We start from the raw sequence: 25,282 nt of genomic DNA, 5'->3' as shown, positions 1-25,282 counted from the left end.
TAGCGCCTTGGTCGTAAACAGACGGTAAAGGCGGGCCGCGATGCGCGCTTAACTTTTCGCAGCCCGCCCCCGGGGACCGGGGGCGGAAATCCTCATACCAGGAATTCCGACAGGATCTGGTCGTTGGTGATGTCGCGATAAGCGAAACCGCCCTGTTCCAGCCGCGCCATCAGCGACGACAGGTTCGCCGGCTGCGAGGTCTCGATCCCGATCAGGACCGAGCCGAAGTTCCGCGCCGATTTTTTCAGGTATTCGAAGCGCGCGATGTCGTCATCGGGTCCCAGCATCTCCAGGAAATCGCGCAATGCACCGGGGCGCTGCGGCATGCGCAGGATGAAGTATTTCTTCACGCCCTGATAGCGTTGGGCACGTTCCTTGACCTCGGGCAGACGCTCGAAGTCGAAATTGCCGCCCGAACAGACGCAGATGACGGTCTTACCGGTCAGATCGCCCAGATCCTCCAGCACGTCCAGGGCTAGGGCGCCTGCGGGTTCCAGAACGACGCCTTCGGTGTTCAGCATTTCCAGCATGGTGCGGCAGATGCGGTCTTCGGGGGCCAGATGGACGTCATCGGGGGAAAAGCGCGACAGGGCCTCGAAGGGCAGGGCGCCGATGCGGGCCACGGCCGCGCCATCGACGAAGCTGTCGACGGCGGGCAGGGCCACGGGCGCACCCTGACGCAGCGCCGCCTGAAGGCTGGCCCCGCCAAGCGGTTCGGCAAAGGCGAAGCGCGTGTCGGGGGCCTCGGTCCGCAGATAGGTCGTGACGCCCGCCGAGAGGCCGCCGCCGCCCACGGGCAGGACCACCAGATCGGGCGCGCGGCCCAGCTGGGCCAGCATTTCCAGCCCTACCGTCGCCTGTCCCTCGATTACGTCGGAGGCGTCGAAGGGCGAGAGGAACTGTGCGCCCTCATCGGTGCAGAAGGCCTGGGCCGCGGCCAGCGTCTGGTCGAAGTAATCGCCGGTCAGCACGACCTTGATGGCATCGCCGCCGAAGATCTTGGTCTTGTCGATCTTCTGCTGCGGCGTGGTCACGGGCATGAAGATCGTGCCGCGCGCGCCGAAATGGCGGCAGGCGAAGGCCACGCCCTGCGCGTGATTGCCCGCGCTGGCGCAGACGAAATGGCCGGGACCATCGTCGATCAGCTTGCGCATGGCATTGAAGGCGCCGCGCAGCTTGTAGCTGCGCACGGGCGTCAGATCCTCGCGCTTGAGCCAGATGTCGGCGCCGAACTTGGCGGACAGGTGGTCGTTGCGCTGCAACGGGGTAGGCTCGAACAGGTCGCGAAGCGCGGCCTCGGCCAGACGGACGGAGGCGACAAAGTTTTCCATGCCCTCGCCAATGCCGCGAATGCGCCCAATTGGCAAGGGTTCAGCGCAGATCGCGCCCTTCGACGAAATACCCCCACATCGTGGTCAGCAGCGACAGCGCCAGCAATGCGGCCGCCCATGAGACCACCACGCCTGTCGCAAGCGCCGCTGTGACCGACCCCGTTCGCGATATCACCGCCGCCGGCAACAGCGGCATTGCCGCCTGCGCGACCATGGCAAGGGCCGCCAGCAGCAGGAAGCTGCCAGCATGGCCCCGCGTCGCGCGCCATGCGGTCCTGATCGGGCGAACCGATCGTAGCGCGGCCCCCGGCAGGGCGACGCATAGCCGCATGACTATGGCATTCGCCAGCACATAGAACAGGATCACCAGCATGAAGGGCAGCCACAGCGTGTCGCCCATCTGCGACAGCTGCGCAAACGATATGCCAATCAAGGCCGATGTGATCATGACGGGCGGGATAAAGGCCAGCGCGATCAGGACGGCCGTCCCTTGATAGGACAGCATCTGCCATCCCCGCCTTGGCGCGACCAGCCGCGGCGCATCGCCCAACAGCACATGCCGGTGCCACGACACGGCCAGCGCCAGGAACAGCAACGCCGCAATCAGCACCATTGGCAGGGTCATTGCACTATTGCCGGGCTGTAACGCGCGACCTTGTCCTGCCAACCCCGCGAACTGTGATGCCGATATGACCAGAAGATAGGGAAGCGACATTCGCGCGACAGCAAGACGTGCATCAAGAAGCATCAGCACCGAATGGCGCAAAAGTCGAAATACCAGCATGAAATCACCTGAATGAATGCTGTCGGACCCTAATCGGTGTCAAACCCTTGTGACAACGCGCGGAACGCCGTATTCCCTGCGAAAATTCGATGAAGGGTTAACCGCATGACCGACGCGCCGAAAAAAGTCGTCCTTGCCTACTCGGGTGGGCTGGACACCTCGATCATCCTGAAGTGGCTTCAGACCGAATACGGCTGCGAGGTCGTGACCTTTACCGCCGATCTGGGCCAAGGCGAGGAACTGGAGCCTGCCCGCGCCAAGGCGGAGCTGCTGGGCATCGCCCCCGAGAACATCCATATCGAGGATCTGCGCGAGGAATTCGTCCGCGATTTCGTCTTCCCGATGTTCCGCGCCAATGCGCTCTACGAGGGGCTGTACCTGCTGGGCACCTCGATCGCGCGGCCGCTGATCTCGAAGCGGTTGGTCGAACTGGCGCAGCAGCACGGTGCTGATGCCGTGGCGCATGGCGCGACGGGCAAGGGCAACGACCAGGTCCGGTTCGAGCTGTCGGCCTATGCGTTGGACCCCGCCATCAAGGTCATCGCGCCTTGGCGTGAATGGGACTTGTCCAGCCGCACCAAGCTGATCGAATTCGCGGAAAAGAACCAGATCCCGATTGCCAAGGACAAGCGCGGCGAGGCGCCCTTCAGCGTGGATGCGAACCTGCTGCACACCAGCAGCGAGGGCAAGGCGCTGGAAAACCCCGCCGAGGCCGCGCCCGACTACGTCTATCAGCGCACCGTGAACCCCGAAGATGCGCCCGACACGCCCGAATTCATCGAAGTGACCTTCGAGAAGGGCGATGCGGTCGCCATCAACGGTGAGGCGATGTCGCCCGCCACGATCCTGACCAAGCTGAACGAGCTGGGCGGCAAGCATGGCATCGGTCGTCTGGACTTCGTCGAGAACCGCTTCGTCGGCATGAAGTCGCGCGGCATCTATGAAACCCCCGGCGGCACCGTCCTGCTGGAGGCGCATCGCGGGATCGAGCAGATCACCCTGGACAGCGGCGCGGGCCATCTCAAGGACAGCCTGATGCCCCGCTATGCCGAGCTGATCTACAACGGCTTCTGGTTCAGCCCCGAGCGCGAGATGCTGCAGGCGGCCATCGATAAGTCGCAGGAACATGTCAGCGGCACCGTCCGTCTGAAGCTCTACAAAGGCATGGCGACCTGCGTGGGCCGCTGGTCGGATCACTCGCTCTATTCCGAGGCGCATGTGACCTTCGAGGATGACGCAGGGGCATACGATCAGAAAGACGCGGCGGGTTTCATCAAGCTGAACGCCCTGCGCCTGAAGCTGATCGCCAACCGCAACGCCCGCGTCGCGAAATGACCGCCCGGGCCGCCCGCATTGCCATCGTCACCGTCAGCGACCGCGCGGCCGCCGGCGTCTATGAGGACAAGGGCGGCCCCGGCGCCGAAAGCTGGCTGCGCGACACCATCACATCCCCGATGGAGATCGCGCGCCATATCATCCCCGACGGACGGGCCGAGGTCGCCGACAAGCTGCGCGAGTTGGCCGATGGCGGGGCCGACCTCATCCTGGTCACCGGCGGCACCGGCCCGGCACCGCGCGACCTGACCCCCGAGGCCGTGGCCGATGTCATGGACAAGGAGTTGCCCGGTTTCGGCGAGGCAATGCGCCGTGCCAGTCTGGCCGAGGTTCCCACCGCCATCCTGTCACGCCAGACGGCCGCGATCCGTGGGGCGACACTGATCATCACCATCCCCGGCAAGCCCTCGGCCATCGCGACCTGCCTGAATGCGGTCTTTGCGGCCGTGCCCTATTGTCTGGATCTGATGGGTGCCGCCCGGATCGAAACCGATCCCGCCCGTATCAAGGCTTTCCGCCCCAAGTCGGGCTGAGCGCCTGCGGCGGCCGATGAGATCGGGTATTTGGGCAACCGAGAAGGGCTGTCCGTCAAAGTGTGATCACCCGCCGAATAGCTGCAGGGCCAAGGGCGCGATGATCGCCGTCAGCACCGCGTTCAGCCCCATGCCGATGCCGGAAAACGCGCCTGCGGTCTGGTTGACCTGAAAGGCGCGCGCCGTCCCGATGCCATGGGCCGCCACCCCGATGGCAAAGCCCCGCGCGCGCCAGTCGCGGATGCGCATGGCGTTCAGCAGGGGCGTCACGATGATTGCCCCGAAGATGCCGGTCAGCAGGACCAGCGCGGCGGTCAGGGTGGGTTGCCCGCCGATACGCTCGGCGATGCCGATGGCCACGGGGGCGGTGGTGGATTTCGGTGCCAGCGAGGCCAGGACCGATCCGGTGATGCCGAAGGCCCGCGCGATCATCAGGGCCGATACGACCGCCGTGATTGACCCGGCCAGCAGACCCGCCAGCATCGGCAAGGCGGCTTTGCGCACCAGTGGCAGGTTGTCGTAAAGCGGCAGGCCGAGGGCCACGGTCGCAGGCCCGAGCATGAAGTGGACGAATTGTGCGCCCTCGAAATAGGTGGCGTAATCGGTGCCCGTGCCGATCAGCAGCAGCGCCAGCAGGATCACGGCGACCAGCACCGGATTGGCCCAGCTTTTGCGATTCGCCGCGCGAAAACAGGCGTCACCGATCAGATAGGCGACCAGCGTGGCCGTCAGCCAGACCAGCGGGCCTTGCGACAGATAGGACCAGATCAGCAGCGGATCACTCATGCCCCTGGTCCCTTAAGGCATCCGGTTCCTCGGATCCGGTCAGGCGGGCGACCCAGGTGAAGGCCAGCGCCCCTGCCGCGATCGCCAGCAGGGTCGATGCCATCAGTGCCACGGCGATGCCCAGACCGTCGCTGCGCAGCGATTGCCAATGCGCGATGATCCCCACGCCTGCGGGCACGAAGAACAGCGACAGATGCGACAGCAGCCCCGATGTCGTGGGCCGGATGCGGTCTGCGACGGCAGGACGTGCGATGCAGGTCGCGACCAGCAGCAGCATTCCCGCCACTGGCCCTGGCAAGGGCAGGTCGGCGATGCGGGAAATGACCTCTCCGGCAAGCTGGAAGCCAAGGATGATGGCAAGCGTCTGAATCATGGGGGCGAACTTATCGCGCCCTGCGGCATGGCGCCAGCGGGCAGCGGACATGGCGGGGTTGCGCGCGATGCATCTTGTGGATATCCGCTGGCTTTCCGCGATATCTTGCGGTGCCATTGACACGATGGGGCCATGCAGGAACAATCCCTGATCGCCTCAGCCATGACGGACCCGACCTTTGCGCTTTGACCGCCTGCGATTGAACGGCTTCAAGAGCTTCGTGGACCCGACCGATCTGGTCATCCGCGAGGGGCTGACGGGTGTGGTCGGTCCCAACGGCTGCGGCAAGTCCAACCTGTTGGAGGCGCTGCGTTGGGTCATGGGGGAAAACCGTCCCTCGGCCATGCGTGGGGGCGGGATGGAAGACGTGATCTTTGCGGGCACCACGCGCCGCAGCGCCCGCGCCCATGCCGAGGTGTCGCTGACCATCGACAACCGCGACCGGCTGGCACCCGCGGGCTTCAACGAGGACGACCAGTTCGACATCACCCGCCGCATCACCCGTGACGCGGGCAGCGCCTACAAGATCGCAGGCAAGGATGTGCGGGCGCGCGACGTGCAGATGTTGTTTGCCGATGCCTCGACGGGGGCGCATAGCCCGGCGCTGGTGCGGCAGGGGCAGATCAGCGAGTTGATCAACGCCAAGCCCAAAAGCCGCCGCCGCATTCTGGAAGAGGCAGCCGGGATTTCGGGTCTTTACCAGCGGCGGCATGAGGCCGAGCTGAAGCTGAACGGGGCCGAGGCGAACCTTTCGCGGGTCGATGATACGCTGGACAGCCTGTCCACGCAGGCCGCATCGCTGGCGCGTCAGGCCCGTGCCGCCGCGAAATACCGACAGATCGGCGCGGCGCTGCGCCTGGCCGAGGGCGTGCTGCTGTATCGTCGTTGGGCCGAGGCCGAGGCGGCCCGCACCGCCGCCGCCGAAGCCCTGTCCCAAGCCGTCCGGCAGGCAGCCGAGGCCGAAGCCGCCGCCGAGGAGGCCGAGGCTCGGCGTGTGCAGGCAGACGACGCCCTGCCGCCGCTGCGCGAGGAGGAGCAGGTCGCCGCCGCCATCCTGTCCCGTATCACCGCCGAACGCGAGGCCCTGGACGAGGCCGAGGCGCGCGCCGATGCCGCCATCGCTGCCCTGACCGCCCGCATCGCCCAGCTGGACCGCGATATCGAGCGCGAGGAAGGGCTGAACCGCGATGCCGGCGAGGTCGTCGAAAAGCTGGCCGCCGAGCGCGATCAGCTGGAGGCCGCAGGGCAGGGCCATGACGACCGGCTGGAGGCTGCGACCGCCATGGCCGATGAGGCCAGCGAAACCCTGCGCGATCTGGAAGGTCGTCTGGCCGAACTGACTGACGAATCGGCCCGCCTGGCCGCCCGCCACCAATCCGCCGAACGGCTGGCCGCCGATCTGCGCGCCATGTTCGACCGTGCCGACCGCGCCGCGACGGATGCCACCCAAGCCGCCGAAACTGCCACCGCCGCAGGGACCGCCGCGCAAGCGGCCCTTGAGCAGACCGATGCCGCCCAGGATCAGGCCCGCGCCCGCGTGGACGCCGCCGAAGACGCGCTGGCCCAGGCCGAGGCCACCCGCGCCGATCTGGAGACCGGCGAAGCCGCCGCCCGCGCCGCCCGGGCGCAGGCCGAAGGCGAGGCCGGTGCGCTGGCCGCCGAAATGACTGCCCTGCGCCGTCTGGTCGAACGCGGCCAGTCCGACGGGCAGGCGCTGCTGGATCAGGTGCAGGTCGCGCGGGGGTATGAGACCGCTTTCGGTGCAGCGCTTGGCGACGATCTGCGGGCGGGGGTCTCGACCGAGGGCTCGGGGTGGCACGCGCTGCCGGGATGGGACGCGCCCCAGCCCTTGCCCGCGCAGGTGCAGCCGCTGGCGCCGCATGTCTCCGGCCCCGATGTGCTGGCCCGCCGCCTGTCGCAGACCGGACTGGTGGTCGATGCCCGCACGGGTGCTGCGCTGCAGGCCGATCTGCACCCCGGTCAGCGTCTGGTCACGCCCGAGGGCGATCTGTTCCGGTGGGACGGGTTGTGCGTCATGGCGGGCGAGGCCTCCTCTCAGGCGGCGCTGCATCTGCAGAAGGTCAACGAGCTGGCCGAGATCACCAGCCAGACCGAACAGGCCCGCGCCCGCGCCGAGACCGCGATCGAGGCGCATGAGGAGGCCAGGGCCGCGCTTGCCGACGCCGCCGCCACCGAGAAATCCGCCCGCGATGCCCGACGCGAGGCCGAGCGCCAGCTGTCGGATGCCGCGCGGGCATCCACCCGCGCCGAATCCGATCTGGCCATGGCAGGCAGCCGCGCCGAGGCTGCCCGCGCCGAACTGGCCCGCCATCAGGCCGATGCAACCGATGCCCGCACCCGTTTGGACGATGCGCAGGCTCAGCTGGATGCGCTGCCCGACCGGGCCGATGCCGCCACGGCGGTCGAACACGCCCGCACCAGCGTCGAGGCTGCCCGCATCGCCACCATGACCCGCCGTGCCAGCCTTGACGAATTGCGCCGCGACGAGGACGCGCGTCTGAAGCGGATCGCGGCGATCGACCGTGAAACCGCAGGCTGGCAGCAGCGGTTGGAACAGGCGGGCACCCGCGCCGCCGAACTGGCCACGCGCCGTGACGGGGCGCAGGATGAACTGGCGGGTGCCAAGGCCCAGCCCGCGCTGCTGGCCGAACGCCGTGATGCCCTGACCGAGCGCGAGGCGCAGGCCCAGACCCGCCTGACCCGCGCCCGCGACGCGCTGGCTGCGGCCGATGACGCCGCCCGCGCCGCCGCCCATGCCGAACGCGACACCGCGCGCCTGGCCTCCGAGGCCCGCGAGGCCCGCGCCGCCATGGATGCCCGCGCCGAGGCCGCCACTGCAGCCGAAACCGCCGCCCGCGAGCGGATCGCGGAGGAAACCGACCAGACCCCCGCGGACCTGCTGGCCAGCCTTGGCGATGTCGACCCCAAGGCCCCGGCCGACGCACTGGAACACCAGATCACCCGCCTGCGCACGCAGCGCGACGCGCTTGGCGCCGTCAACCTGCGCGCCGAGGAGGACAAGCGCGAGCTGGAGGCCGAACGCGATCAGCTCGCCGCCCAGAAGGCCGACCTCGAGGAAGCCATCCGCAAGCTGCGCGCCGGCATCGGCAGCCTGAACCGCGAGGGGCGCGAACGCCTGCTGGCCGCCTTCGAGACCGTGAACGCCAATTTTGCCACGCTTTTCACCGCCCTTTTCGGGGGCGGCGAGGCGCGGCTAGTGATGGTCGAATCCGACGACCCGCTGGATGCGGGCCTCGAAATTATGTGCCAGCCACCGGGCAAGCGCCTGTCGACGCTGTCGCTTCTGTCTGGGGGCGAACAGACGCTGACCGCGATGGCGCTGATCTTTGCGGTCTTCCTGGCCAATCCCGCCCCCATCTGCGTGCTGGACGAGGTCGACGCGCCCTTGGACGACGCCAATGTCAGCCGCTTCTGCGACCTGCTGGACGAGATGACCCGCCGGACCGACACGCGGTTCCTGATCATCACCCACCATGCGGTGACGATGGCGCGGATGGATCGCCTCTTCGGCGTCACCATGGTCGAACAGGGCGTCAGCCAGCTGGTCAGCGTCGACCTGAAACGCGCCGAGGCACTGGTCGCCTGAGGAATGCCTTGCTAGGGTCCGGCCAACGCCAACCCAAGCGAGGATATCATGAGCGTCGAACAGACCCTGGCCGACAAAGGCATCACCCTTCCCGAAGCCCCCATGCCTGCCGCGAATTACGTCCCCTTCGTGCAGACCGGCAACCTGGTCTTCATCTCGGGTCAGATCAGCGCGGATGAGAACGGCTTGATCACCGGCAAGCTGGGCGATGGCACCAGCGTCGAGGACGGCGCCGCCGCCGCCCGCCGCTGCGGTCTGGCCCTGATCGCGCAGCTGAAGTCCGCCGTCGGCGATCTGGACCGCGTGACCCGCGTCGTGAAGCTGACCGGCTTCGTGAACTCGACCCCCGATTTCACCGATCAGCCCAAGGTCATCAACGGCTGCTCGGACCTGATGGTCGAGGTCTTCGGCGATGCGGGCCGACATTCGCGCGCTGCCGTCTCGGCACCCTCGCTGCCCTTCGGCGTCGCGGTCGAGATCGAAGCCATCTTCGAGGTGAAGTGATGACCGCGCTGCCGCAAGCCTTCCTGACCGCCCCCATCGCCCATCGCGGGCTGCACGGGGACGGCGTGCCGGAAAACAGCCTTGCGGCAGCGCGTGCCGCCATTAAGGCCGGCTACGGGATCGAGCTGGACATCCAGCCCGCAGCCGACGGCACGCCCATGGTCTTTCACGACTATGACCTGACGCGGCTGACAGGGCAGACGGGGCTGGTGTCCCAGACCTCGGTCGATACGCTTCAGGGCTATCGCCTGCTGGGCAGCGACCAGCATGTGCCGACGCTGTCCGAATTCCTTGAACTGGTCGCGGGGCAGGTCCCGCTGCTGATCGAGATCAAGGATCAGGACGGCACCCTTGGCCCCGATATCGGCGATCTGCACCTGCGCGTGGCCGAGGCGCTGGAGGGTTACGACGGGCCGGTCGCGATGATGTCCTTCAACCCCCATCAGGTCACGGCCTTCCACGCGGCCGCACAGGGCATCGCCGTCGGGCTGACCACCTGCGATTACAGCGAGGAACACTGGCCCACGGTCCCGCCGGAACGCCGCCTGGAACTGGCCGGGATCGGCGATTTCGACCGCAGCGGGGCCAGCTTCATCTCGCATGCCATCGGCGATCTGGACAACCCGCGCGTAGATGCCCTGGCCGCCCAGGGAGTACCGATCCTTTGCTGGACGGTCCGCACGCCCGAACAGGAAACCGCCGCCCGCAAGGTCGCCCAGAACATCACCTTCGAGGGCTTCACGCCCACCGAATGACCAGCCGTCAGGGCGTCACGCGATTGCGACGTCCTGACCGCATCTGCCCCCTGACATTCGCGCGCCCGCACCCTATCTTGCGGGACATGAGCGACATGCTGACCCTGACGACCCATCCCTCCATCGCAGAGATCGATCCGCAAACCTGGGACGGTCTTGGCGACGGCAATCCCTTCACCTCGCACCGCTTTCTGCTGGCGCTGGAGCAATCGGGATCGGTGGGCACCGGCACCGGCTGGCAACCGCTGCACCTGACCGCCGAACGCGACGGCCATATCGTCGGGGCCGTGCCGCTTTATGCCAAGGGGCACAGCCAGGGCGAATACATCTTCGACCACGCTTGGGCGCAGGCCTATACGCGGGCGGGTGGGCGCTATTACCCCAAGCTGCAGGCGGCGGTGCCCTTCACCCCCGCCACCGGCCAGCGCCTGCTGGCCCGCGATGACGGGGCGCGCATGGCGCTGCTGCAGGGCATGATGCAGGTCACCGACCACGTTCAGGCATCCGGCGCGCATGTCACCTTCTGCACCGAGTCCGAGGCTGCCTTGGGCGAACAGGCGGGTTTCCTGCCGCGCATCACCCAGCAGTTTCACTGGCTGAACCGCGGCTATGCCAGTTACGACGATTTCTTGGCCGCTTTGTCCTCGCGCAAGCGCAAGGACCTGCGCAAGGAACGCGCCCGCGCCCAAGGCTTCGGCGGCACCATCCGCCATCTGACGGGCGACGATCTGCAACCCCGCCACTGGGACGCCTTCTGGGAGTTCTATCAGGACACCGGCGCCCGTAAATGGGGCCAGCCCTATCTGACGCGCCGGTTCTTCGACCTGATGCAGGAAACGATGCGCGACGACATCCTGCTGGTGCTGGCCGAACAGGACGGCGAACCCATCGCCGGGGCGCTGAACTTCCTTGGCCCCGACGCCATCTATGGCCGCTATTGGGGCTGCACCGAGGATCACGCCTTCCTGCACTTCGAGCTGTGCTACCATCAGGCCATCGACCATGCGATCGCCCATGGCCTGTCGCGGGTCGAGGCGGGGGCGCAGGGCGATCACAAGCTGGCCCGCGGATACGAGCCCGTCCCGATCCATTCGCTGCATTGGGTTCAGGACGCTGGCTTCCTGAAGGCGCTGGAAAACTATCTGGATCAGGAACGCCACGCCATGGGAGATGAAATCGAGGCGCTTGCCGATTTCACCCCGTTCCGGAAGGGCTGACCGGGGCCAGCCCCTCCGGGTCTTGCTACTCAGGGATCAGACTTTTTCCAGCAGGGTCTCGCCCGCGCTGACACTGCAGGTGCCGGGCGAATCCTCGACATCGACCGTCTGGAAGGTGCCGTCGCTCAGCAGCGAGGCGAAGCGCTTGCAGCGGCCCTGGAAACCGACCGGCGGCGCGTCGAAGTCAAGGCCAAGCGACTTGGTCAGGCTGCCGTCCGCATCGGCCAGAACCTCGATGCCCGCATCCTTGGCGCCGGTCTGTTCGGCCCATGCCGCCGCCACGAAGGGGTCGTTCACGGTGATGCAGACGATGCGCGACACGCCCTTGTCGCGGAACTGGTCCGCGGTGCGCACGAAGCTGGGCATATGGGCGTTGGTGCAGGTGCCGGTGAAGGCGCCCGGCAGGCCGAACAGCGCGACGCGTCCGCTGGTCAGCTCGGTGGTCGAGACGCTTTCGGGGCCGTTCTCGCCCACGCGCAGCAATTGCCCCTCGGGCAGCTTGTCTCCAGCCTTGATGGTCATCGGTCTCTCCTGAATTGCAACGGATTCGGCGCGACTATAGGGTGCGGCCCGAAGACAGGCCAGACGACAGCAGAGGGGCGCAGGCGGATGCGGATCGTGATACTGGGGGCAGGGCAGGCGGCGGCCTCGATGGCGGCGCGGCTGCGGGCCAAGGAACATGACGGCCCGCTGACCGTGATCGGCAGCGAACCTGCCGCGCCCTATCAGCGCCCGCCCTTGTCCAAGGCCTATCTGCTGGGCGAGATGGCGCTGGACCGCCTGACGCTGCGCGCGCCCGACTGGTGGCGCGATCAGGAGATCGACCTGCGCACCGGCGAAACCGCGACCGCCATCGATGCGCAGGCCCGCGTGGTCACGACCGATGCGGGCGAATACCCCTATGACGCGCTGGCCCTGACGCTTGGCGCGGAACCCCGCCGCCTGCCCGCCGCGATGGGGGGCGATCTGCCCGGCACCCATGTCATCCGCGATCTGGCCGACATCGACGCGTTGGCCCCCGAATTGACCGCGGGGCGCAAGCTGGTCGTCATCGGCGGCGGCTATATCGGGCTCGAGGCCGCAGCCGTCGCCCGCAAGCTGGGTCTGGACGTCACGCTGGTCGAGGCCGCCCCGCGCATCCTGGGCCGCGTGGCCTCGCCTCAGACCTCGCAGATCATCGCGGCCCTGCACCGTGCCCATGGCGTGACCATCCTGGAAGACACCGGCATCAGCGCCATCCAAGGCGATGACCGCGTCACCGGCGTCGCGCTGAACGACGGGCGCATCCTGCCCGCCGATCTGGTGGTGATGGGCATCGGCGTGCTGCCTCGGGTCCAGCTTGCCGAAACCGCCGGCCTGGCGCTGGACAACGGGATCGCCACGGACGCCACAGGCCGGACCTCGGACCCCGCCATCTGGGCTGCGGGCGATTGCGCCAGCTTCCCGCATCAGGGCGCGCAGATCCGGTTGGAGAGCGTCGGTGGCGCCATCGACATGGCCGAATGCGTGGCCGACAACATGCTGGGGCAGACGCGCGATTACGTCGCCAAGCCATGGTTCTGGTCGGATCAGTTCGACGCCAAGCTGCAGATCGCGGGGCTGAACACCGGCTATGACAGCACGGTGCTTCGGGCAGGGCAGGGCGATCATTGCGCCTCTGTCTGGTATTACCGTGATGGCCGCCTGATCGCGGTCGATGCCCTGAACGACGCCCGCGCCTATATGATCGGCAAGCGGCTGATCGAGGCCGGACGCAGTCCCGATCCGCAACAGATCATCGACGCCCCTGACCTGAAGGCGCTGATGTCATGACCCAGCCCATGCACCGCCCTTGCCACGATCCCGCCCCCGGGGGGTGCGGGGGGCAGGCAGCCCCCCGCTGTCGCGGGACGCAATCATGAGGATCGTCGGCGGCTCGATGCGCGGTCTCAAGCTGGTCGATATCGGCGCGGGCGATCCCGCCGCCCATCTGCGCCCGACCACCGACCGGGTGCGCGAATCCATCTTCAACCTGCTGATCAACGGCAGCCACGGCAATCCCGTCCCCGGCGCACGGGTGCTGGACCTTTTTGCAGGCACCGGCGCCTTGGGCCTCGAGGCATTGTCGCGCGGCGCGGCCCATGTCTCTTTCGTTGACGACGGCGCCAAATCCCGCACGCTGATCCGCCAGAACATCGAACGCGCCCGCGCCGAAGGACGAAGCGATCACTGGCGCCGCGACGCGACCAAGCTCGGCCAGAACCCCGGCGCGCCCTATTCGTTGATCCTGCTGGACCCGCCCTATGCGCAGGGCAAGGGCGAGGCCGCTCTGGCCTCGGCCACAGATGGCAACTGGATCGCCCCCGGCGCCACCATCGTGTGGGAGGAATCGCGCCCGCCCCTGCTGCCGATCCGCGCCAAGCTGCTGGACCGGCGCAGCTATGGCGATACGATCGTCACGCTGGCCCGCTGGTCCGAGGGCGCTTAGGCCGACCGCGCGATGCTGGTGGCCGCAGCCTCCAGCGCGCCTTTTCCATGGGGGATGTCCAGCGCGGTCAGGCCTGCCTCGATCGCGCCAAGCGTGCCCATCATCATGGCGGCGTTGCAATGCCCCATATGGGCGATGCGCAGCGCGTTGGCAGGGTCCTGCGCCCCCAGCCCCACCCCAAGCGTCACGCCGCATTCACGCGTGACCCATGCCCGCAGATCGTCCGCGCGCGGCATCCGCACCGCGGTGACCGACAGCGCCCGCGCCGCCGGAGCCTTGACCGGCAGCGCGATGTCGCCCTGCATCCCCCAGGCATCGACCGCAGCCCAGACCACCTGCGCCAGACGGGCGTGGCGTGTCCAGACAGCCTCCAGCCCTTCCTCGTCCAGGATCATGGTCAGCGCCTCCTGCAACGCGAAGACCTGCTGGACCGGCGGCGTGCCACCCCAGAAGCGCCACAGCGCCTCGGCATCGGCACGCAGCTGCCAGTCCCAATAGGGCGACGCGCCGTCCTTGCGCCCACCCTTGGCCGCGCGGTCTGAAAACCAGACGAAGGCGGTGCCTGGCAGGCACATCATCCCCTTCTGGCTGGCCGCGATCAGCACATCGACGCCCCATTCGTCCATCTTCATCGGCGCACACCCAAGCGAGGCGATGGCATCCACCACCAGCAGCGCCGGATGATCGCCCATCGCCGCCTTGATGGCCGGAATATCGGCCATGGTCGCGCTGGCGGTATCGGTCTGGCAGACCAGCACGGCGCGGATGCTGCCCGCGCGGTCCTGCGCCAACCTGTCGGCCAGACGGTCGGGGTCGGCGGGCAGGTTGCCAAAGTCCAACCGCTCGACCCGGATACCGGTCTGGGTCAACATCTCGGCCCAGGACCGCCCGAAATGACCGCAGGTGACGACCAGCACGTGATTGCCCGGATCGAACAGGTTGTCCGCCGTCGCCTGCCACCCCGCATGGCCGTTGCCGATATAGGGCGCCAGGTTCTGCGAGGTGCCCGCCAGCCGCTTCAGCTGCCTCATGACGTCGCGGTTCACCTGCGCCAGAGCATCGCCATAGATGTCGGGCGAGGCGCGATGCGCCGCATTCAGCACGCGGGCCGGAACGGGCGAGGGGCCGGGAATGGCAATCAGGTCGTGACCGTGGGCAAGGCTCATCTGTGGTATCCTTCACATCATGCAGTGATCGGTAGGGCCACGCCCTGCCATCGTCAACAGCCGCGGGCCGGGGATGGGCTTGGCCTTGTGGGGGGATGGCGGAACGCGGTAAAGCAGGGGCGAGCCATGGCGTGCCCGACCGGGGCGGGCCGCCCACCCCGTGACCGAAAGGCCGACCAGACCCGTGGACCCGCGCAAAGACAGCCCCGCCCGCCTGATCGCAGCCTCGCACAGGGGCGATCCCGCACCGACACCCGGCAAGGTTCCGGGCCTGCTGCGGCGGCTTTATGACGGTTACCTGCGGCCCCACCGGATGGGCATGATCCTGGCCTTCGTGCTGATGACGCTTGAAGGGTCGACGCTGGCGCTGATCAGCTGGATGCTGAAGCCGCTGTTCGATCTGGTCTTCATCGGCAAGGAACCGGGCGCCATCTGGTGGGTGGGCAGCGCCATCTTCGGCATCTTCCTGCTGCGGGCGGTGACGCTGATCGCCAGCCGTGCCCTGCTGACGCGGGTGTCGCTGTCGGTCTCGACCGCGATGCAGACGAACCTGCTGGCCCATATCCTGACGCTGGACCAGCGCTTCTTCCGCGACAATTCCCCCGGCGCCATGATCGAACGTATTCAGGGCGACACCATCGCCGTGCAGGGGGTCTGGGCCACGCTGATCACCGGTGCGACGCGCGACGCCATCGCGCTGGTCATGCTGTTCGGGGTGGCGATGTCCATCGACCCGGTCTGGACGCTTGGCGCGCTGATCGGCGCGCCGATCCTGATCATGCCCGCAGCACTGGTCCAGCGATACATCCGCCGCAAGGTCCGCCAGAACCGCGCCAATGCCAGCCTGCGCGCCACCCGCCTGGACGAGGTGCTGCACGGCATCGCCTCGATCCGCCTGAACCGGGCCGAGGCCGATCAGACCGCGCGTTTCGCCAGCATCGTCGGCCGCATCCGGCGGGCCGAGACCAAGGTCGCCGCGACCTCCAGCGTGATCCCGGCGCTGACCGACATCGTCACGGGCATCGGCTTCGTCGCCGTGCTGGCACTTGGCGGCAATGAGGTGATGGAGGGCGACCGCAGCGTCGGCGACTTCATGGCCTTCTTCACCGCCCTTGCGCTGGCCTTCCAGCCCATGCGCCGCCTTGGCGGTCTGGCCGGCACATGGCAGACCGCCGCCGCCAGCCTTGAGCGCATCTATCAGGTCTTCGACACGCAGCCGACGGTCGTCTCCGGTCCGCGCAAGTATGCACCCGACAGCACCCGGATCGAGCTGGACGACGTCTGGCTGTCCTATGACGGCCAGCCGGTGCTGCAGGGGCTGTCGCTGGTCGCCGAGGAAGGCCAGACGACCGCCTTGGTCGGACCTTCGGGGGCGGGGAAATCCACCGTCTTCAACCTGCTGACGCGGATGGTCGATGCCGACCGGGGCCGGGTGCTGCTGGGCGGCGTTCCGGTTACTGAATACGACCTTGGGCTGCTGCGCGACCAGTATTCGACCGTGGCGCAGGAATCGGCGCTATTCGACGAAAGCCTGCGCGACAACGTGCTGATGGGGCGTCCCAACGCCTCGGAGGAGGATCTGCAGAAGGCGCTGGATGCCGCCTATGTCAGCAACTTCCTGGACGATCAGCGCAGCTTGGACAGCGCGGCGGGTCCGCGCGGATCATCCCTGTCGGGCGGCCAGCGTCAGCGCGTGGCCATTGCCCGCGCCCTGTTGCGTGACGCGCCCATCCTGCTGCTGGACGAGGCGACAAGCGCCCTGGACACGGCCAGCGAACGCATGGTCCAGCAGGCCTTGGACAGCCTGTCCAAGGGCCGCACCACGCTGGTCATCGCACACCGACTGTCGACCGTCCGGGATGCCGATAAGATCGTGGTGATGGATGCGGGCAGGGTTGTCGAACAGGGCAGCCATGACCAGTTGATGGCCAAGGGCGGTGCCTATGCCCGCCTTGTTGCCCTTCAATTCGGAGACCAGGAATGACCCGCAAGATCATCCGCGTGACCGGCGCCGACAGCACCGCCTTCCTGCAGGGGCTTGTCACCAACGACGTCACCCGCGCCCCCTGCTGGGCGGCCATGCTAACGCCGCAGGGCAAGTATCTGGCCGATTTCCTGATTGTTCCCGATGGCGATGCGCTGCTGATCGACGTGGATGCGGGGCTGGCCGACGACCTGCTGCGGCGGCTGACCATGTACAAGCTGCGCAGCAAGGTCGACCTGGAAGTGACCGATCTGGCCGTGGCCCGTGGCACCGGACCCGCCCCCGATGGCGCCATCCCCGATCCGCGCCATGATGCGCTTGGCTGGCGGCTCTATGGCGCGCCCGCCGATCTGCCCGCAGATGACGGCACCGATTGGGACGCCATCCGCGTAGCCCATCTGATCCCCGAGACGCTGATCGAGCTGATCCCGAACGAGACCTTCATCCTTGAAACCGGGTTCGAGCGTCTGAACGGCGTTGACTTCCGCAAGGGCTGCTATGTCGGGCAAGAGGTCACCGCCCGCATGAAGCACAAGACCGAACTGCGCAAAGGCCTGAAGACCCTACGGATCGAGGGGCAGGCCCCCGTGGGCACCGCCATCACCGCGGACGGCAAGGATGTCGGCACGCTGTTCACGCAATCGGGTGGCGGGGCCATCGCCCATGTCCGCCACGACCGCGTGACCGATGCCATGCAGGCCGCAGACGCGCGGCTGTTCCCTGAATGAGCGGCGGGGCGGCAACGCCCCCTGACGGTGCAGCCCCGCCGCTGCGCAAGATCATCCATATCGACATGGATGCCTTCTTCGCCTCGGTCGAACAGCGGGACTTTCCCGAATTGCGCGGCAAGCCCGTGGCCGTCGGCGGATCGGCGGCCCGCGGCGTCGTCGCCGCCGCCAGCTACGAGGCGCGGGTCTTCGGCGTCCGCTCGGCCATGCCCTCGGTCACGGCGGCGCGGCTCTGCCCCGACCTGATCTTCGTGCGCCACCGCTTCGAGGTCTATCGCGCCGTCAGCCAGCAGATCCGCGAGATCTTCGCCGAACACACCCCCCTGATCGAGCCCCTGTCGCTGGACGAGGCCTATCTGGACGTCACCGACCACCTGGCCCCCGGCCAGACCGCCACGCAGGTCGCCAAGGCCATCCGCGCCCGCATCAAGGCCGTGACCGACCTGACCGCCAGCGCCGGCGTTAGCTACAACAAGTTCCTGGCCAAGCTGGCCTCCGATCAGAACAAGCCGGACGGGCTTTGCGTGATCACGCCCGACAAGGGGCCGGACTTCGTGCTGTCCTTGCCGGTGGGAAAATTTCACGGCATCGGCCCGGCGACTGTCGCCAAGATGCAGGCCATGGGCATCCACACCGGCGCCGATCTGCGCGCGCAGGATCTGGACTTCCTGACCCGGCGCTTCGGCAAATCGGGTCGCTATTACTGGAACATCTCTCGTGGGGTGGATTACCGGCGGGTCAGCCCCGACCGCATCCGCAAGTCGGTGGGGGCGGAGAACACCTTCTCGGCCGACCTGATGACGCTGGAGGCCGCGTCGGATGCGCTGGCCCCCCTGGCCGAGAAGGTCTGGACGCATGTGTCGAAACACCGCCTGCAGGGCCGGACTGTGACGCTGAAGGTCAAGTTCAGCGATTTCCAGCAGATCACCCGCGCCCGCAGCAAGGGGTCGGCGGTGGCGACCCGCGACCAGATGCTGGCCGTGGCGCGGGATCTGGCGGCGGGGGTGCTGCCCGACCCGCGCGGGGTGCGGCTGCTGGGGATCACGCTTTCTGGCTTCGATGCCGAACCCGACGACGGGCAACTGAGCCTGTTTGACTAGCGCCAGCGCACGCGTTTGCCCGGCCCCTGCGCCGCCAAGATCAGCAGGCCCCCGGCGATGGCCCAATTCTTGACGACGATCGTCACCTGCCAGGGGTCCGCCCGCAACTGCCAGTGAAACCAGCTGGTCCCGATGCAATAGAGTGCCAGCACCAGCGCCCAGCCCCGCACCCAAGGCCCGAAGATCAGCGCCAGCCCCGCGACCAGGTTGAAGACCGCCACCGGCCAGACCAGATCGGCGGGCAGGCCGATGCTGGCGATCATGCGTTCGACCTGGCCGGGGTCGGTGAACTTCTGCGCGGCCCCGCCAAGGAACAGCAGGGCGATCAGGATGCGGCCCAGAAGGTTCAGGTAATGCTGCATGGGATATCCTCTCTGGCGGGGCGCTTTCCAATCCCCTTCCAAGGGCTTATCGAAAGACCGTCCGAACCGGCAAGCGTTTCAGCGGGGGCCCCATGAACATCCTCTCCATCCAGTCGCATGTGGCCTATGGGCATGTTGGAAATTCAGCCGCGGCCTTTGCGATGCAGCGCCTTGGAGTCGAGGTCTGGCCCGTCCATACCGTCCAGTTTTCCAACCATACCGGTTACGGCGACTGGAAGGGCCGCGTCTTTGACGGCCCCGCGGTCGAGGAGATCGTGGCGGGCATCGCGGACCGGGGCGTGCTGGGCAGCTGCGACGGCATCCTGTCGGGCTACATGGGGTCGTCGGACATCGGCAATGCGGTTCTTGGCGCGGCGCGGGCGGTCCGGGCGGCCAATCCGGATGCGATGTGGTGCTGCGACCCGGTGATCGGCGATGTGGGACGCGGCATCTTCGTGCGCCCCGGCATCCCCGAGTTCATGCGCGACGTCGCCGTCCCCGCCGCCGATATCGTCACCCCCAACCATTTCGAGCTGGAGTATCTGACCGATGCCAAGATCCATGACATCGCCGCCCTGAAGGGGGCCTTGACCAAGCTGCATGGCATGGGGCCGCGGGTCGTTCTGGCGACCTCGGTCATGCTGGAGGACACGCCCGCCGATTGCATCGACATGGTGGCCAGCACGGCGCAGGGGCAATGGCGCCTGCGCAGCCCCCGGCTGGATCTGAACGTCAACGGAACGGGCGATCTGGTCGCGGCGCTATTCTTCGTCCATCTGCTTCGCGACGGCGATGCGGCATTGGCCCTGGAACGCGCCGGTGCCGCGGTGCATGGCGTCCTGTCGGACACCGCCCGCATGGGCAGCCGCGAGATCCGCCTGATCGCGGCGCAGGATGAACTGGTCGCGCCGACCCGCAGCGTCAGGGCCGAAGCCTTGGTGTAAGCAACCTGAAACGTGAAAGGGCCGTGCGCGACGGCACGGCCCCTTTACGATGTCATCGGGCGCGGATCAGGCGCGTTCGCTGTATTCGAAGGCCTCGGTGTTGACGACGATGGCTTCGCCCTCGCCCACGAAGGGCGGGATCATGATGCGGACGCCGTTGTCCAAGGTCGCGGGCTTGTAGCTGTTGGCAGCCGTCTGGCCCTTCACGACCGGCTCGGTTTCCGCGACCGTGCAGGTGACCTTCTGCGGGATCGAGACCGAGAGGGCTTCCTCGCCATAGTATTCGATCGTGGCGATCATGCCGTCCTGCAGGAAGGGGCGGCGGTCGCCCAGCAGGTCGGCGTCCAGCTCGGTCTGCTCGAAGGTCTCGTTGTCCATGAAGACCAGCTTGCCGTCGGCCTCGTAGAGGAACTGCTGGTCCTTCTGGTCCAGGCGCACGCGCTCGACCTTGTCTTCGCTGCGGAAGCGTTCGTTCAGCTTGCGGCCGTCGCGCAGGTTCTTCATCTCGACCTGGGCGAAGGCGCCGCCCTTGCCGGGCTTGACGTGGTTGACCTTCACGGCGCCCCACAGGCCACCATCATGTTCCAGCACGTTGCCGGGACGAATTTCATTGCCGTTGATTTTGGGCATGGGATGCTCTTGCGTGTTTGCGGAAAATTCCGGCCGTCCGCGTGTTGAACGGCATGATGCTGCCCCTATATCGAGGCAGAACGGATGAGGCAACCAGAACGGATCTGCCGCGTTGTCAAGGCGCGATCTGCGGCACTGAATCGCTGACGTGACGAAACAAGGGTAAAAATTCCCGCATTTTGGGCGTCATGCGCTAAGGACATGGCAGACATGCGATCCAAGGGATACCGAATCGGCGGGCTGAAGGTCTAAGGCAGGCGTCACCGTCGGAGAAACGGATTTCAAGAAACTGGGAAAGCGCCAAGTTTTCCCCCAAGGCTCTGTTGCCTAATCAGAGCCGCAAGAGATGGACGAAACGAGATGCGCGATTTTGTTGACGGCTCGGCCTTCAATTTTGAACAGGGCCAGCGGGCCCGCAAGCTGTTTGCAGCCGTTGTTCTGGCTGCCCTTGATGATGCCATCGCCGATGACAAGAAATATGGCAATGGTCCCGAACAGATCGCCCGTTGGGCACGTTCGCGCGACGGCCGCGAAGTTCTGTCCTGCGCCGGCATCGACCCCAACGAACGCGTCGTGAAGGGTCTTATGGAATTCGTGTCGAAAGGTGTCCGCACCTCGGTCGCGTTGTCGCGCGAGGAAAGCGAACGCCGCATGGCTGCCGAGGCCGAAGAGGCCGAAGCCGCCTGATCACGCTGTCGCATCACGATTTCTGGGTCGTCCCTCGGGGCGACCTTTTTTGTTGGTGCGTCAGCCGATTGCCAGCTTGGTGATGTCACGTTGCGAATAGAAGTGGCGGACATCCTCGGGGCGGCACAATTCGGTGGCGGGGGTCATCACGGCGGCCGATGCTGCGGCGGTGCCGAGGGCCAAGGCCTCGGAGATGGGCCAATCGCGGGCCAGCGCCAGCACGAAGCCCGCGACGAAGCTGTCGCCTGCGCCCACCGTGCTGACGACATCGACGGGGGCGGCGGCGGCATGCCAAGCACCCTCGCTTGTGGCGACGACCGATCCATCGGCACCGCGTGCCACGACGACGGCATGGGCCGCGCCGTTCCGGACAAGATCGGCGGCGAAAGCGGCGCTGTCCTCTCGCAGGGGCAGGGGGCGACCGCATAGGGCCTCGGCCTCGCGGCTGTCCATGCGCAGGACGTCCACAGGGCTGGAGGATCCGGCAAGGGCACGCAGAGCCTCGCCCTCGGCATCGACCATCAGGCGGGCGCGCCCGTCCTTCAGGCGCACCGTCAGCATCTGTTCGAAGCCCGCCGCGACGCCGGGCGGGTTCGATCCCGACACCACGACCCAACCGCCGGCGCGGGCGGCCTCGGCAATGGCGGTCATCGCGGCCGAGACATGGGTCATGTGCCATTCCGGCCCGGGCATCACGAAGCGGAACTGTCCCCCGGTGGCACGGTCGGTCACGGCCAGCGACTGGCGCGTTTCACCCGGCGCGGTCATGCGCAGCACCTCCAGCCCCGAGGTCTTCAGCATCTCGGACATGCGGGTGCCGGTCGCGCCACCAAGTGCCACGATGGCGGTGGACTGCCCGCCGATCAGCTTGATCGCGCGGCTGACGTTGATGCCGCCGCCGCCGGGAAAGGTCGCGGGCTTGTCGCAACGCAGCTTGCGGTCGGGGCCGATGTGATCGGCGGCGGTGGTCAGGTCCAGCGCCGGGTTCAGCGTGACCGTCAAGATGGGGGACTGGCCGCTCATTCCCACCAGCGATCTATGCTGGCGATATCATCGTCGGACCAGCCGAAGTGATGCGCCATTTCATGGGTGACGACATGGATCACCAGTTCCTGCAGGCCGATGTCGCCGCGCGTCGCCCATTCGTCGATGATGGGGCGGCGGAACAGCCAGATGATGTCCGGCCCGCCGGGCTGATCTGCGACGGATTTCTGCGTCATGGGGATGCCGTCATAGATGCCCGTCAGCTCGAACGGGTCGTCGATCTGCAGTTCGTCCAGCATCTCCTCGGGGGCGAATTCGGCCACCTGGATGGCCACCGCCGCGGCGGCGGATGCGAATTCGGCGGGCAGCGCGTTCATGGCCGCGCGGGCCATGGCCTCGATCTCTGCGGCGTCGGGGGCTGCAAGCCCGTCCCAGTCACTCATCCGTGCCTCCTGCGTTTGGCCCATGATATGGACAAAAACCGGTCTATGTGAAAGAGCATCCGGTAACAGGAGACGCCCCATGACCATCACCCGCTTCGCGCCATCGCCCACCGGCAACATCCATGTCGGCAATCTGCGCACCGCCTTGTTCAACTATCTGATCGCCCGCAAGAACGGCGGGCAGTTCATCCTGCGCCTGGACGACACCGATCAGGAACGGTCCAAGCAGGAATATGTCGACGGCATCAAGCGGGACCTGGACTGGCTGGGCCTGCATTGGGACCGGGTGGAACGCCAGTCCCTGCGTCTGGACCGCTATGCCGAGGTCGCGGCCGAGCTGCGCGCCAACGGCCGCTTCTACGAGGTCTTCGAAACCCCGACCGAGCTGGACCTGAAGCGCAAGAAACAGCTGAACATGGGCAAGCCGCCGGTCTATGACCGCACCGGCCTGAACCTGAGCGGCGCCGAGAAGGATGCCCTGCGGGCCGAGGGTCGCCAAGGCTACTGGCGCTTCCAGCTGGATCACGAGCGTATCGAGTGGCATGACGGCATCCTTGGCGACATCTCGATCGATGCGGCCTCGGTCAGCGACCCGGTGCTGCTGCGTGCGGACGGGCAGGTGCTTTACACCTTCGCCAGCAGCGTGGACGACACCGACATGGGCGTCACCGACATCGTGCGCGGCTCGGACCATGTCACGAATACCGCGACCCAGATCCAGATCATCAAGGCCATCGGCGGAACCCCCCCCAGCTTTGCCCACCACAGCCTGCTGACAGGTGCCAAGGGCGAGGAGCTGTCCAAGCGTATCGGCGCCCTGTCGCTGAAGGACCTGCGCGAAAGCGGCGTCGCCCCCGAGGCGCTGCTGGGCCTGATGGCGCGGCTTGGTTCGGGCCAGCCGGTCACGCTGGCATCCCTGGACGAACTGGCCGACAGCTTCGATCTGTCGAACTTCGGGGCCTCGCCCACGAAATTCGACGCCGAGGATCTGTGGCCGCTGACCCGCGAACGCAACCAGTCGCTGCCCTTCGATCAGGTCGCGGACCGCATTGCCGAACTGGGCGTCCCCGCCGATCAGGCCGAGCGTTTCTGGCGCGTGGCATCGCAGAACATCACCCGGCTCGAAGATCTGGACGCCTGGTGGCAGATATTCAGTCAGGGCGCCGAGCCGCAGATCGACCCCGAGGATGCCGATTTCATCACCCAGGCCATGACCATGCTGCCGCCGCCGCCCTATACCGACCAGACCTGGGGCGAATGGACCGCTGCTGTCAAGGAGGCCACGGGCCGCAAGGGCAAGGGCCTGTTCATGCCGCTGCGCAAGGCCGTGACCGGTCAGGCGCATGGTCCCGACATGTCCGACGTCATGCCGCTGATCCAGGTGGTGAAGGCCCGCTGAGGCGACAGCCCGCACCATCATGCGACGCCGCCCCCGCGCCATCGGGGGCGGCGTTTTTCATGGGTGCATCGGGCCTCTGCAGGAATCTGGAGAATGATAAAAAAACATGTCGCAAAGCGCTTGACGCCCCCCGCCGAACCTTCTAAATCCGCCGCACTTGTGGCGGAGTAGCTCAGTTGGTTAGAGCAGCGGAATCATAATCCGCGTGTCGGGGGTTCAAGTCCCTCCTCCGCTACCAGGTCTTCCCCTCAGTCGTGATCAGCCTGACAGCGCCGCATGCCATTCGGCATAGGCCGTGTTCCGCACCATCTTGCGGTTCAGATCGGGCGCGCCGTCCTGCCACCAAACGGGGCCGCGTTCACCCAAGGCACGCTTGGCCTTGTCGACGCGGGCGCGGGCCTGACGCAGGGCTTGCGCGTCGTCCCTGGCCGATTTCACCGCGCGACGGGCATCCATCAGCTCATCGACCAAATCCTGCCGGTCCCTTTCGGGCAGATGGGGGTTGGTGGCCCGCCACAGGCGTCCCCTGACCACGATATAGCGCCCGTCCGGTGTGTGCAGCACACCCTCGGTCACGACGGAAACCTGCGGCTGAGGCCGCTTGCCCCTGCCAGCCCGAACCGCCACGGCAAGTCCTGCGCGCGGCTGATGCCGATGCGCGGGCCTTGCAGCAGGGGCTGGGGCTGGGGGGGCAGGGCGATCGCAAGGTCGCCGCCGTCGAAGGGCGCGCCATCATCGGTGATCCTGACGTCCAACGCCTGCGTCAGCCGCCCCGGGCCGTCGCAGAGGGACCGGTCCCCGCGGCGGTCCTGCATCGCATCCAGCCCGTGATCCGGGGTCAGTGCGCGGATCAGCACGGCCTCGGCCGGGCGGGCGACGACGTTCAGGCACAGGTGGATGCCGTAGGAGCGATAGACATAGGCATGCCCCGCCGGCCCGAACATCGAGGCATTGCGCGGCGTGGGGCCGCGATGGCTGTGGGAGGCGGGGTCCTCGGCGGTATAGGCCTCGGTCTCGATGATGATGCCGCCGCAGCCGCGCAGGGACAGCCGCGCCCCGATCAGCGCCTGCGCCAGATCGACCGCGCCTTGGCCCGCGATCAGTTGCATGAAATTACTGGCAGGATGATGGCTGGCCGCGTC

General features: G+C 67.2%; 26 protein-coding genes and 1 tRNA gene. 15 read left to right on the top strand and 12 right to left on the bottom strand.

Annotation, left to right across the window (positions count from 1 at the left end; genetic code table 11):
* Nucleotides 1–92: 92 nt before the first annotated feature.
* Both ilvA and DDE75_RS07935 read right to left on the bottom strand, forming a co-directional pair.
* A complete protein-coding gene (ilvA, locus tag DDE75_RS07940; protein ID WP_108501848.1) occupies nucleotides 93–1,331 on the bottom strand; it encodes a threonine ammonia-lyase IlvA in 1,239 nt (412 codons plus the stop codon).
* A 40-nt stretch (nucleotides 1,332–1,371) separates the two neighbouring features.
* Nucleotides 1,372–1,956: a hypothetical protein gene (locus tag DDE75_RS07935; protein ID WP_162798949.1), complete on the bottom strand. Its 585-nt coding sequence runs from the start codon at nucleotides 1,954–1,956 to the stop codon at nucleotides 1,372–1,374.
* A 264-nt stretch (nucleotides 1,957–2,220) separates the two neighbouring features.
* On the opposite strand from DDE75_RS07935, the gene DDE75_RS07930 reads away from it, so the two are divergent.
* Complete coding sequence (locus tag DDE75_RS07930; protein ID WP_108501846.1) at nucleotides 2,221–3,450, top strand: argininosuccinate synthase; 1,230 nt, start codon at nucleotides 2,221–2,223, stop codon at nucleotides 3,448–3,450.
* Nucleotides 3,447–3,983 carry a molybdopterin adenylyltransferase gene (gene mog / locus DDE75_RS07925; RefSeq protein WP_108501845.1) on the top strand — a complete coding sequence of 179 codons (537 nt, stop codon included), beginning with the start codon at nucleotides 3,447–3,449 and terminating at the stop codon, nucleotides 3,981–3,983. Before DDE75_RS07930 ends, mog begins: the two co-directional genes overlap by 4 nt.
* 66 nt (nucleotides 3,984–4,049) lie before the next feature.
* Here mog and DDE75_RS07920 read toward each other — a convergent pair whose 3' ends face one another.
* Nucleotides 4,050–4,769, bottom strand: coding sequence for an LrgB family protein (locus tag DDE75_RS07920; RefSeq protein WP_108501844.1), 720 nt, complete (start codon nucleotides 4,767–4,769; stop codon nucleotides 4,050–4,052).
* The gene (locus tag DDE75_RS07915) at nucleotides 4,762–5,142 is read right to left on the bottom strand and encodes a CidA/LrgA family protein (protein WP_108502072.1); all 381 of its coding nucleotides are present in this window, start codon (nucleotides 5,140–5,142) and stop codon (nucleotides 4,762–4,764) included. The genes DDE75_RS07920 and DDE75_RS07915 overlap by 8 nt, the downstream gene beginning before the upstream one ends.
* Before the next feature lie 178 nt (nucleotides 5,143–5,320).
* Between DDE75_RS07915 and DDE75_RS07910 the strand changes: the two genes are divergently transcribed.
* From DDE75_RS07910 to DDE75_RS07895, 4 genes are all read left to right on the top strand, one after another.
* A complete protein-coding gene (locus DDE75_RS07910) occupies nucleotides 5,321–8,770 on the top strand; it encodes a chromosome segregation SMC family protein (RefSeq protein ID WP_108501843.1) in 3,450 nt (1,149 codons plus the stop codon).
* Between the two features lie 48 nt (nucleotides 8,771–8,818).
* Nucleotides 8,819–9,274, top strand: coding sequence for a RidA family protein (locus tag DDE75_RS07905; protein WP_108501842.1), 456 nt, complete (start codon nucleotides 8,819–8,821; stop codon nucleotides 9,272–9,274).
* Nucleotides 9,274–10,029, top strand: coding sequence for a glycerophosphodiester phosphodiesterase family protein (locus DDE75_RS07900; RefSeq protein WP_108501841.1), 756 nt, complete (start codon nucleotides 9,274–9,276; stop codon nucleotides 10,027–10,029). Before DDE75_RS07905 ends, DDE75_RS07900 begins: the two co-directional genes overlap by 1 nt.
* Before the next feature lie 86 nt (nucleotides 10,030–10,115).
* Nucleotides 10,116–11,246: a GNAT family N-acetyltransferase gene (locus tag DDE75_RS07895; RefSeq protein WP_108501840.1), complete on the top strand. Its 1,131-nt coding sequence runs from the start codon at nucleotides 10,116–10,118 to the stop codon at nucleotides 11,244–11,246.
* A gap of 36 nt (nucleotides 11,247–11,282) precedes the next feature.
* Here DDE75_RS07895 and DDE75_RS07890 read toward each other — a convergent pair whose 3' ends face one another.
* Nucleotides 11,283–11,768 (bottom strand): peroxiredoxin, encoded by a 486-nt coding sequence (locus tag DDE75_RS07890; RefSeq protein ID WP_108501839.1) that lies wholly within the window; start codon nucleotides 11,766–11,768, stop codon nucleotides 11,283–11,285.
* Between the two features lie 87 nt (nucleotides 11,769–11,855).
* On the opposite strand from DDE75_RS07890, the gene DDE75_RS07885 reads away from it, so the two are divergent.
* Both DDE75_RS07885 and rsmD read left to right on the top strand, forming a co-directional pair.
* Nucleotides 11,856–13,058, top strand: coding sequence for an NAD(P)/FAD-dependent oxidoreductase (locus tag DDE75_RS07885; protein ID WP_108501838.1), 1,203 nt, complete (start codon nucleotides 11,856–11,858; stop codon nucleotides 13,056–13,058).
* 85 nt (nucleotides 13,059–13,143) lie between these two features.
* Entirely contained in the window at nucleotides 13,144–13,713 is a 570-nt protein-coding gene (rsmD, locus tag DDE75_RS07880; protein WP_108501837.1) for a 16S rRNA (guanine(966)-N(2))-methyltransferase RsmD, read from the top strand.
* On the opposite strand, the gene DDE75_RS07875 is transcribed toward rsmD, so the two are convergent.
* Complete coding sequence (locus DDE75_RS07875) at nucleotides 13,710–14,879, bottom strand: pyridoxal-phosphate-dependent aminotransferase family protein (RefSeq protein ID WP_108501836.1); 1,170 nt, start codon at nucleotides 14,877–14,879, stop codon at nucleotides 13,710–13,712. The two genes, rsmD and DDE75_RS07875, sit on opposite strands and share 4 nt — an antisense overlap.
* Nucleotides 14,880–15,192: 313 nt before the next feature.
* Here DDE75_RS07875 and DDE75_RS07870 point away from each other — a divergent pair, with 313 nt between their 5' ends.
* From DDE75_RS07870 to dinB, 3 genes are read left to right on the top strand one after another with little or no spacing between them, the layout of a single operon-like run.
* Nucleotides 15,193–16,863, top strand: coding sequence for an ABC transporter ATP-binding protein (locus DDE75_RS07870; RefSeq protein WP_108502071.1), 1,671 nt, complete (start codon nucleotides 15,193–15,195; stop codon nucleotides 16,861–16,863).
* Nucleotides 16,860–17,591: a CAF17-like 4Fe-4S cluster assembly/insertion protein YgfZ gene (gene ygfZ, locus DDE75_RS07865; protein ID WP_108501835.1), complete on the top strand. Its 732-nt coding sequence runs from the start codon at nucleotides 16,860–16,862 to the stop codon at nucleotides 17,589–17,591. The genes DDE75_RS07870 and ygfZ overlap by 4 nt, the downstream gene beginning before the upstream one ends.
* The gene (dinB, locus tag DDE75_RS07860; RefSeq protein ID WP_108501834.1) at nucleotides 17,588–18,691 is read left to right on the top strand and encodes a DNA polymerase IV; all 1,104 of its coding nucleotides are present in this window, start codon (nucleotides 17,588–17,590) and stop codon (nucleotides 18,689–18,691) included. Before ygfZ ends, dinB begins: the two co-directional genes overlap by 4 nt.
* Here dinB and DDE75_RS07855 read toward each other — a convergent pair.
* Nucleotides 18,688–19,053 (bottom strand): DoxX family protein, encoded by a 366-nt coding sequence (locus tag DDE75_RS07855; RefSeq protein ID WP_108501833.1) that lies wholly within the window; start codon nucleotides 19,051–19,053, stop codon nucleotides 18,688–18,690. The genes dinB and DDE75_RS07855 overlap by 4 nt on opposite strands.
* Before the next feature lie 92 nt (nucleotides 19,054–19,145).
* Here DDE75_RS07855 and pdxY point away from each other — a divergent pair, with 92 nt between their 5' ends.
* Nucleotides 19,146–19,997 carry a pyridoxal kinase PdxY gene (gene pdxY, locus DDE75_RS07850; protein ID WP_108501832.1) on the top strand — a complete coding sequence of 284 codons (852 nt, stop codon included), beginning with the start codon at nucleotides 19,146–19,148 and terminating at the stop codon, nucleotides 19,995–19,997.
* A 66-nt stretch (nucleotides 19,998–20,063) separates the two neighbouring features.
* Here the strand turns inward: pdxY and efp are convergent, their stop codons facing one another.
* The gene (gene efp, locus DDE75_RS07845) at nucleotides 20,064–20,627 is read right to left on the bottom strand and encodes an elongation factor P (RefSeq protein ID WP_108501831.1); all 564 of its coding nucleotides are present in this window, start codon (nucleotides 20,625–20,627) and stop codon (nucleotides 20,064–20,066) included.
* Nucleotides 20,628–20,987: 360 nt separating this feature from the next.
* Between efp and DDE75_RS07840 the strand changes: the two genes are divergently transcribed.
* Entirely contained in the window at nucleotides 20,988–21,314 is a 327-nt protein-coding gene (locus DDE75_RS07840; protein WP_042251710.1) for a DUF6280 family protein, read from the top strand.
* A gap of 60 nt (nucleotides 21,315–21,374) precedes the next feature.
* Here DDE75_RS07840 and DDE75_RS07835 read toward each other — a convergent pair whose 3' ends face one another.
* Both DDE75_RS07835 and DDE75_RS07830 read right to left on the bottom strand, forming a co-directional pair.
* Nucleotides 21,375–22,337 carry a 1-phosphofructokinase family hexose kinase gene (locus DDE75_RS07835; protein WP_108501830.1) on the bottom strand — a complete coding sequence of 321 codons (963 nt, stop codon included), beginning with the start codon at nucleotides 22,335–22,337 and terminating at the stop codon, nucleotides 21,375–21,377.
* A complete protein-coding gene (locus DDE75_RS07830; protein WP_108501829.1) occupies nucleotides 22,334–22,741 on the bottom strand; it encodes a metallopeptidase family protein in 408 nt (135 codons plus the stop codon). The genes DDE75_RS07835 and DDE75_RS07830 overlap by 4 nt, the downstream gene beginning before the upstream one ends.
* A gap of 79 nt (nucleotides 22,742–22,820) precedes the next feature.
* Here DDE75_RS07830 and gltX point away from each other — a divergent pair, with 79 nt between their 5' ends.
* Complete coding sequence (gltX, locus tag DDE75_RS07825) at nucleotides 22,821–24,140, top strand: glutamate--tRNA ligase (RefSeq protein ID WP_108501828.1); 1,320 nt, start codon at nucleotides 22,821–22,823, stop codon at nucleotides 24,138–24,140.
* Nucleotides 24,141–24,301: 161 nt separating this feature from the next.
* Nucleotides 24,302–24,378, top strand: a tRNA-Met gene (locus tag DDE75_RS07820).
* 20 nt (nucleotides 24,379–24,398) lie between these two features.
* Here the strand turns inward: DDE75_RS07820 and DDE75_RS07815 are convergent.
* Nucleotides 24,399–24,716 (bottom strand): hypothetical protein, encoded by a 318-nt coding sequence (locus tag DDE75_RS07815; protein WP_245894658.1) that lies wholly within the window; start codon nucleotides 24,714–24,716, stop codon nucleotides 24,399–24,401.
* On the bottom strand, nucleotides 24,713–25,249 hold the full coding sequence (locus tag DDE75_RS07810; protein ID WP_108501827.1) for a DNA-3-methyladenine glycosylase: 537 nt from the start codon (nucleotides 25,247–25,249) through the stop codon (nucleotides 24,713–24,715). Before DDE75_RS07810 ends, DDE75_RS07815 begins: the two co-directional genes overlap by 4 nt.
* Between the last annotated feature and the right edge of the window lie 33 nt (nucleotides 25,250–25,282).

Origin of the sequence: Paracoccus indicus (assembly GCF_003056335.1) — a bacterium.
In the GTDB taxonomy this organism is placed as follows: Bacteria; Pseudomonadota; Alphaproteobacteria; order Rhodobacterales; family Rhodobacteraceae; genus Paracoccus; species Paracoccus indicus.
Note: the sequence above shows the minus strand (reverse complement) of the source record. Positions and strands in the feature narration are given on the sequence as shown.

Coding starts and splice junctions, on each gene's coding strand:
- DDE75_RS07890 (WP_108501839.1), bottom strand. CDS start 11,768: ATGACCATCAAGGCTGGAGACAAGCTGCCCGAGGGGCAATTGCTGCGC.
- DDE75_RS07810 (WP_108501827.1), bottom strand. CDS start 25,249: ATGCAACTGATCGCGGGCCAAGGCGCGGTCGATCTGGCGCAGGCGCTG.
- DDE75_RS07835 (WP_108501830.1), bottom strand. CDS start 22,337: ATGAGCGGCCAGTCCCCCATCTTGACGGTCACGCTGAACCCGGCGCTG.
- DDE75_RS07915 (WP_108502072.1), bottom strand. CDS start 5,142: ATGATTCAGACGCTTGCCATCATCCTTGGCTTCCAGCTTGCCGGAGAG.
- DDE75_RS07900 (WP_108501841.1), top strand. CDS start 9,274: ATGACCGCGCTGCCGCAAGCCTTCCTGACCGCCCCCATCGCCCATCGC.
- ilvA (WP_108501848.1), bottom strand. CDS start 1,331: ATGGAAAACTTTGTCGCCTCCGTCCGTCTGGCCGAGGCCGCGCTTCGC.
- pdxY (WP_108501832.1), top strand. CDS start 19,146: ATGAACATCCTCTCCATCCAGTCGCATGTGGCCTATGGGCATGTTGGA.
- DDE75_RS07920 (WP_108501844.1), bottom strand. CDS start 4,769: ATGAGTGATCCGCTGCTGATCTGGTCCTATCTGTCGCAAGGCCCGCTG.
- DDE75_RS07855 (WP_108501833.1), bottom strand. CDS start 19,053: ATGCAGCATTACCTGAACCTTCTGGGCCGCATCCTGATCGCCCTGCTG.
- DDE75_RS07895 (WP_108501840.1), top strand. CDS start 10,116: ATGAGCGACATGCTGACCCTGACGACCCATCCCTCCATCGCAGAGATC.
- efp (WP_108501831.1), bottom strand. CDS start 20,627: ATGCCCAAAATCAACGGCAATGAAATTCGTCCCGGCAACGTGCTGGAA.
- dinB (WP_108501834.1), top strand. CDS start 17,588: ATGAGCGGCGGGGCGGCAACGCCCCCTGACGGTGCAGCCCCGCCGCTG.
- ygfZ (WP_108501835.1), top strand. CDS start 16,860: ATGACCCGCAAGATCATCCGCGTGACCGGCGCCGACAGCACCGCCTTC.
- DDE75_RS07840 (WP_042251710.1), top strand. CDS start 20,988: ATGCGCGATTTTGTTGACGGCTCGGCCTTCAATTTTGAACAGGGCCAG.
- gltX (WP_108501828.1), top strand. CDS start 22,821: ATGACCATCACCCGCTTCGCGCCATCGCCCACCGGCAACATCCATGTC.
- DDE75_RS07870 (WP_108502071.1), top strand. CDS start 15,193: ATGGGCATGATCCTGGCCTTCGTGCTGATGACGCTTGAAGGGTCGACG.
- DDE75_RS07905 (WP_108501842.1), top strand. CDS start 8,819: ATGAGCGTCGAACAGACCCTGGCCGACAAAGGCATCACCCTTCCCGAA.
- rsmD (WP_108501837.1), top strand. CDS start 13,144: ATGAGGATCGTCGGCGGCTCGATGCGCGGTCTCAAGCTGGTCGATATC.
- DDE75_RS07930 (WP_108501846.1), top strand. CDS start 2,221: ATGACCGACGCGCCGAAAAAAGTCGTCCTTGCCTACTCGGGTGGGCTG.
- DDE75_RS07885 (WP_108501838.1), top strand. CDS start 11,856: ATGCGGATCGTGATACTGGGGGCAGGGCAGGCGGCGGCCTCGATGGCG.
- DDE75_RS07830 (WP_108501829.1), bottom strand. CDS start 22,741: ATGAGTGACTGGGACGGGCTTGCAGCCCCCGACGCCGCAGAGATCGAG.
- mog (WP_108501845.1), top strand. CDS start 3,447: ATGACCGCCCGGGCCGCCCGCATTGCCATCGTCACCGTCAGCGACCGC.
- DDE75_RS07875 (WP_108501836.1), bottom strand. CDS start 14,879: ATGAGCCTTGCCCACGGTCACGACCTGATTGCCATTCCCGGCCCCTCG.
- DDE75_RS07935 (WP_162798949.1), bottom strand. CDS start 1,956: ATGACCCTGCCAATGGTGCTGATTGCGGCGTTGCTGTTCCTGGCGCTG.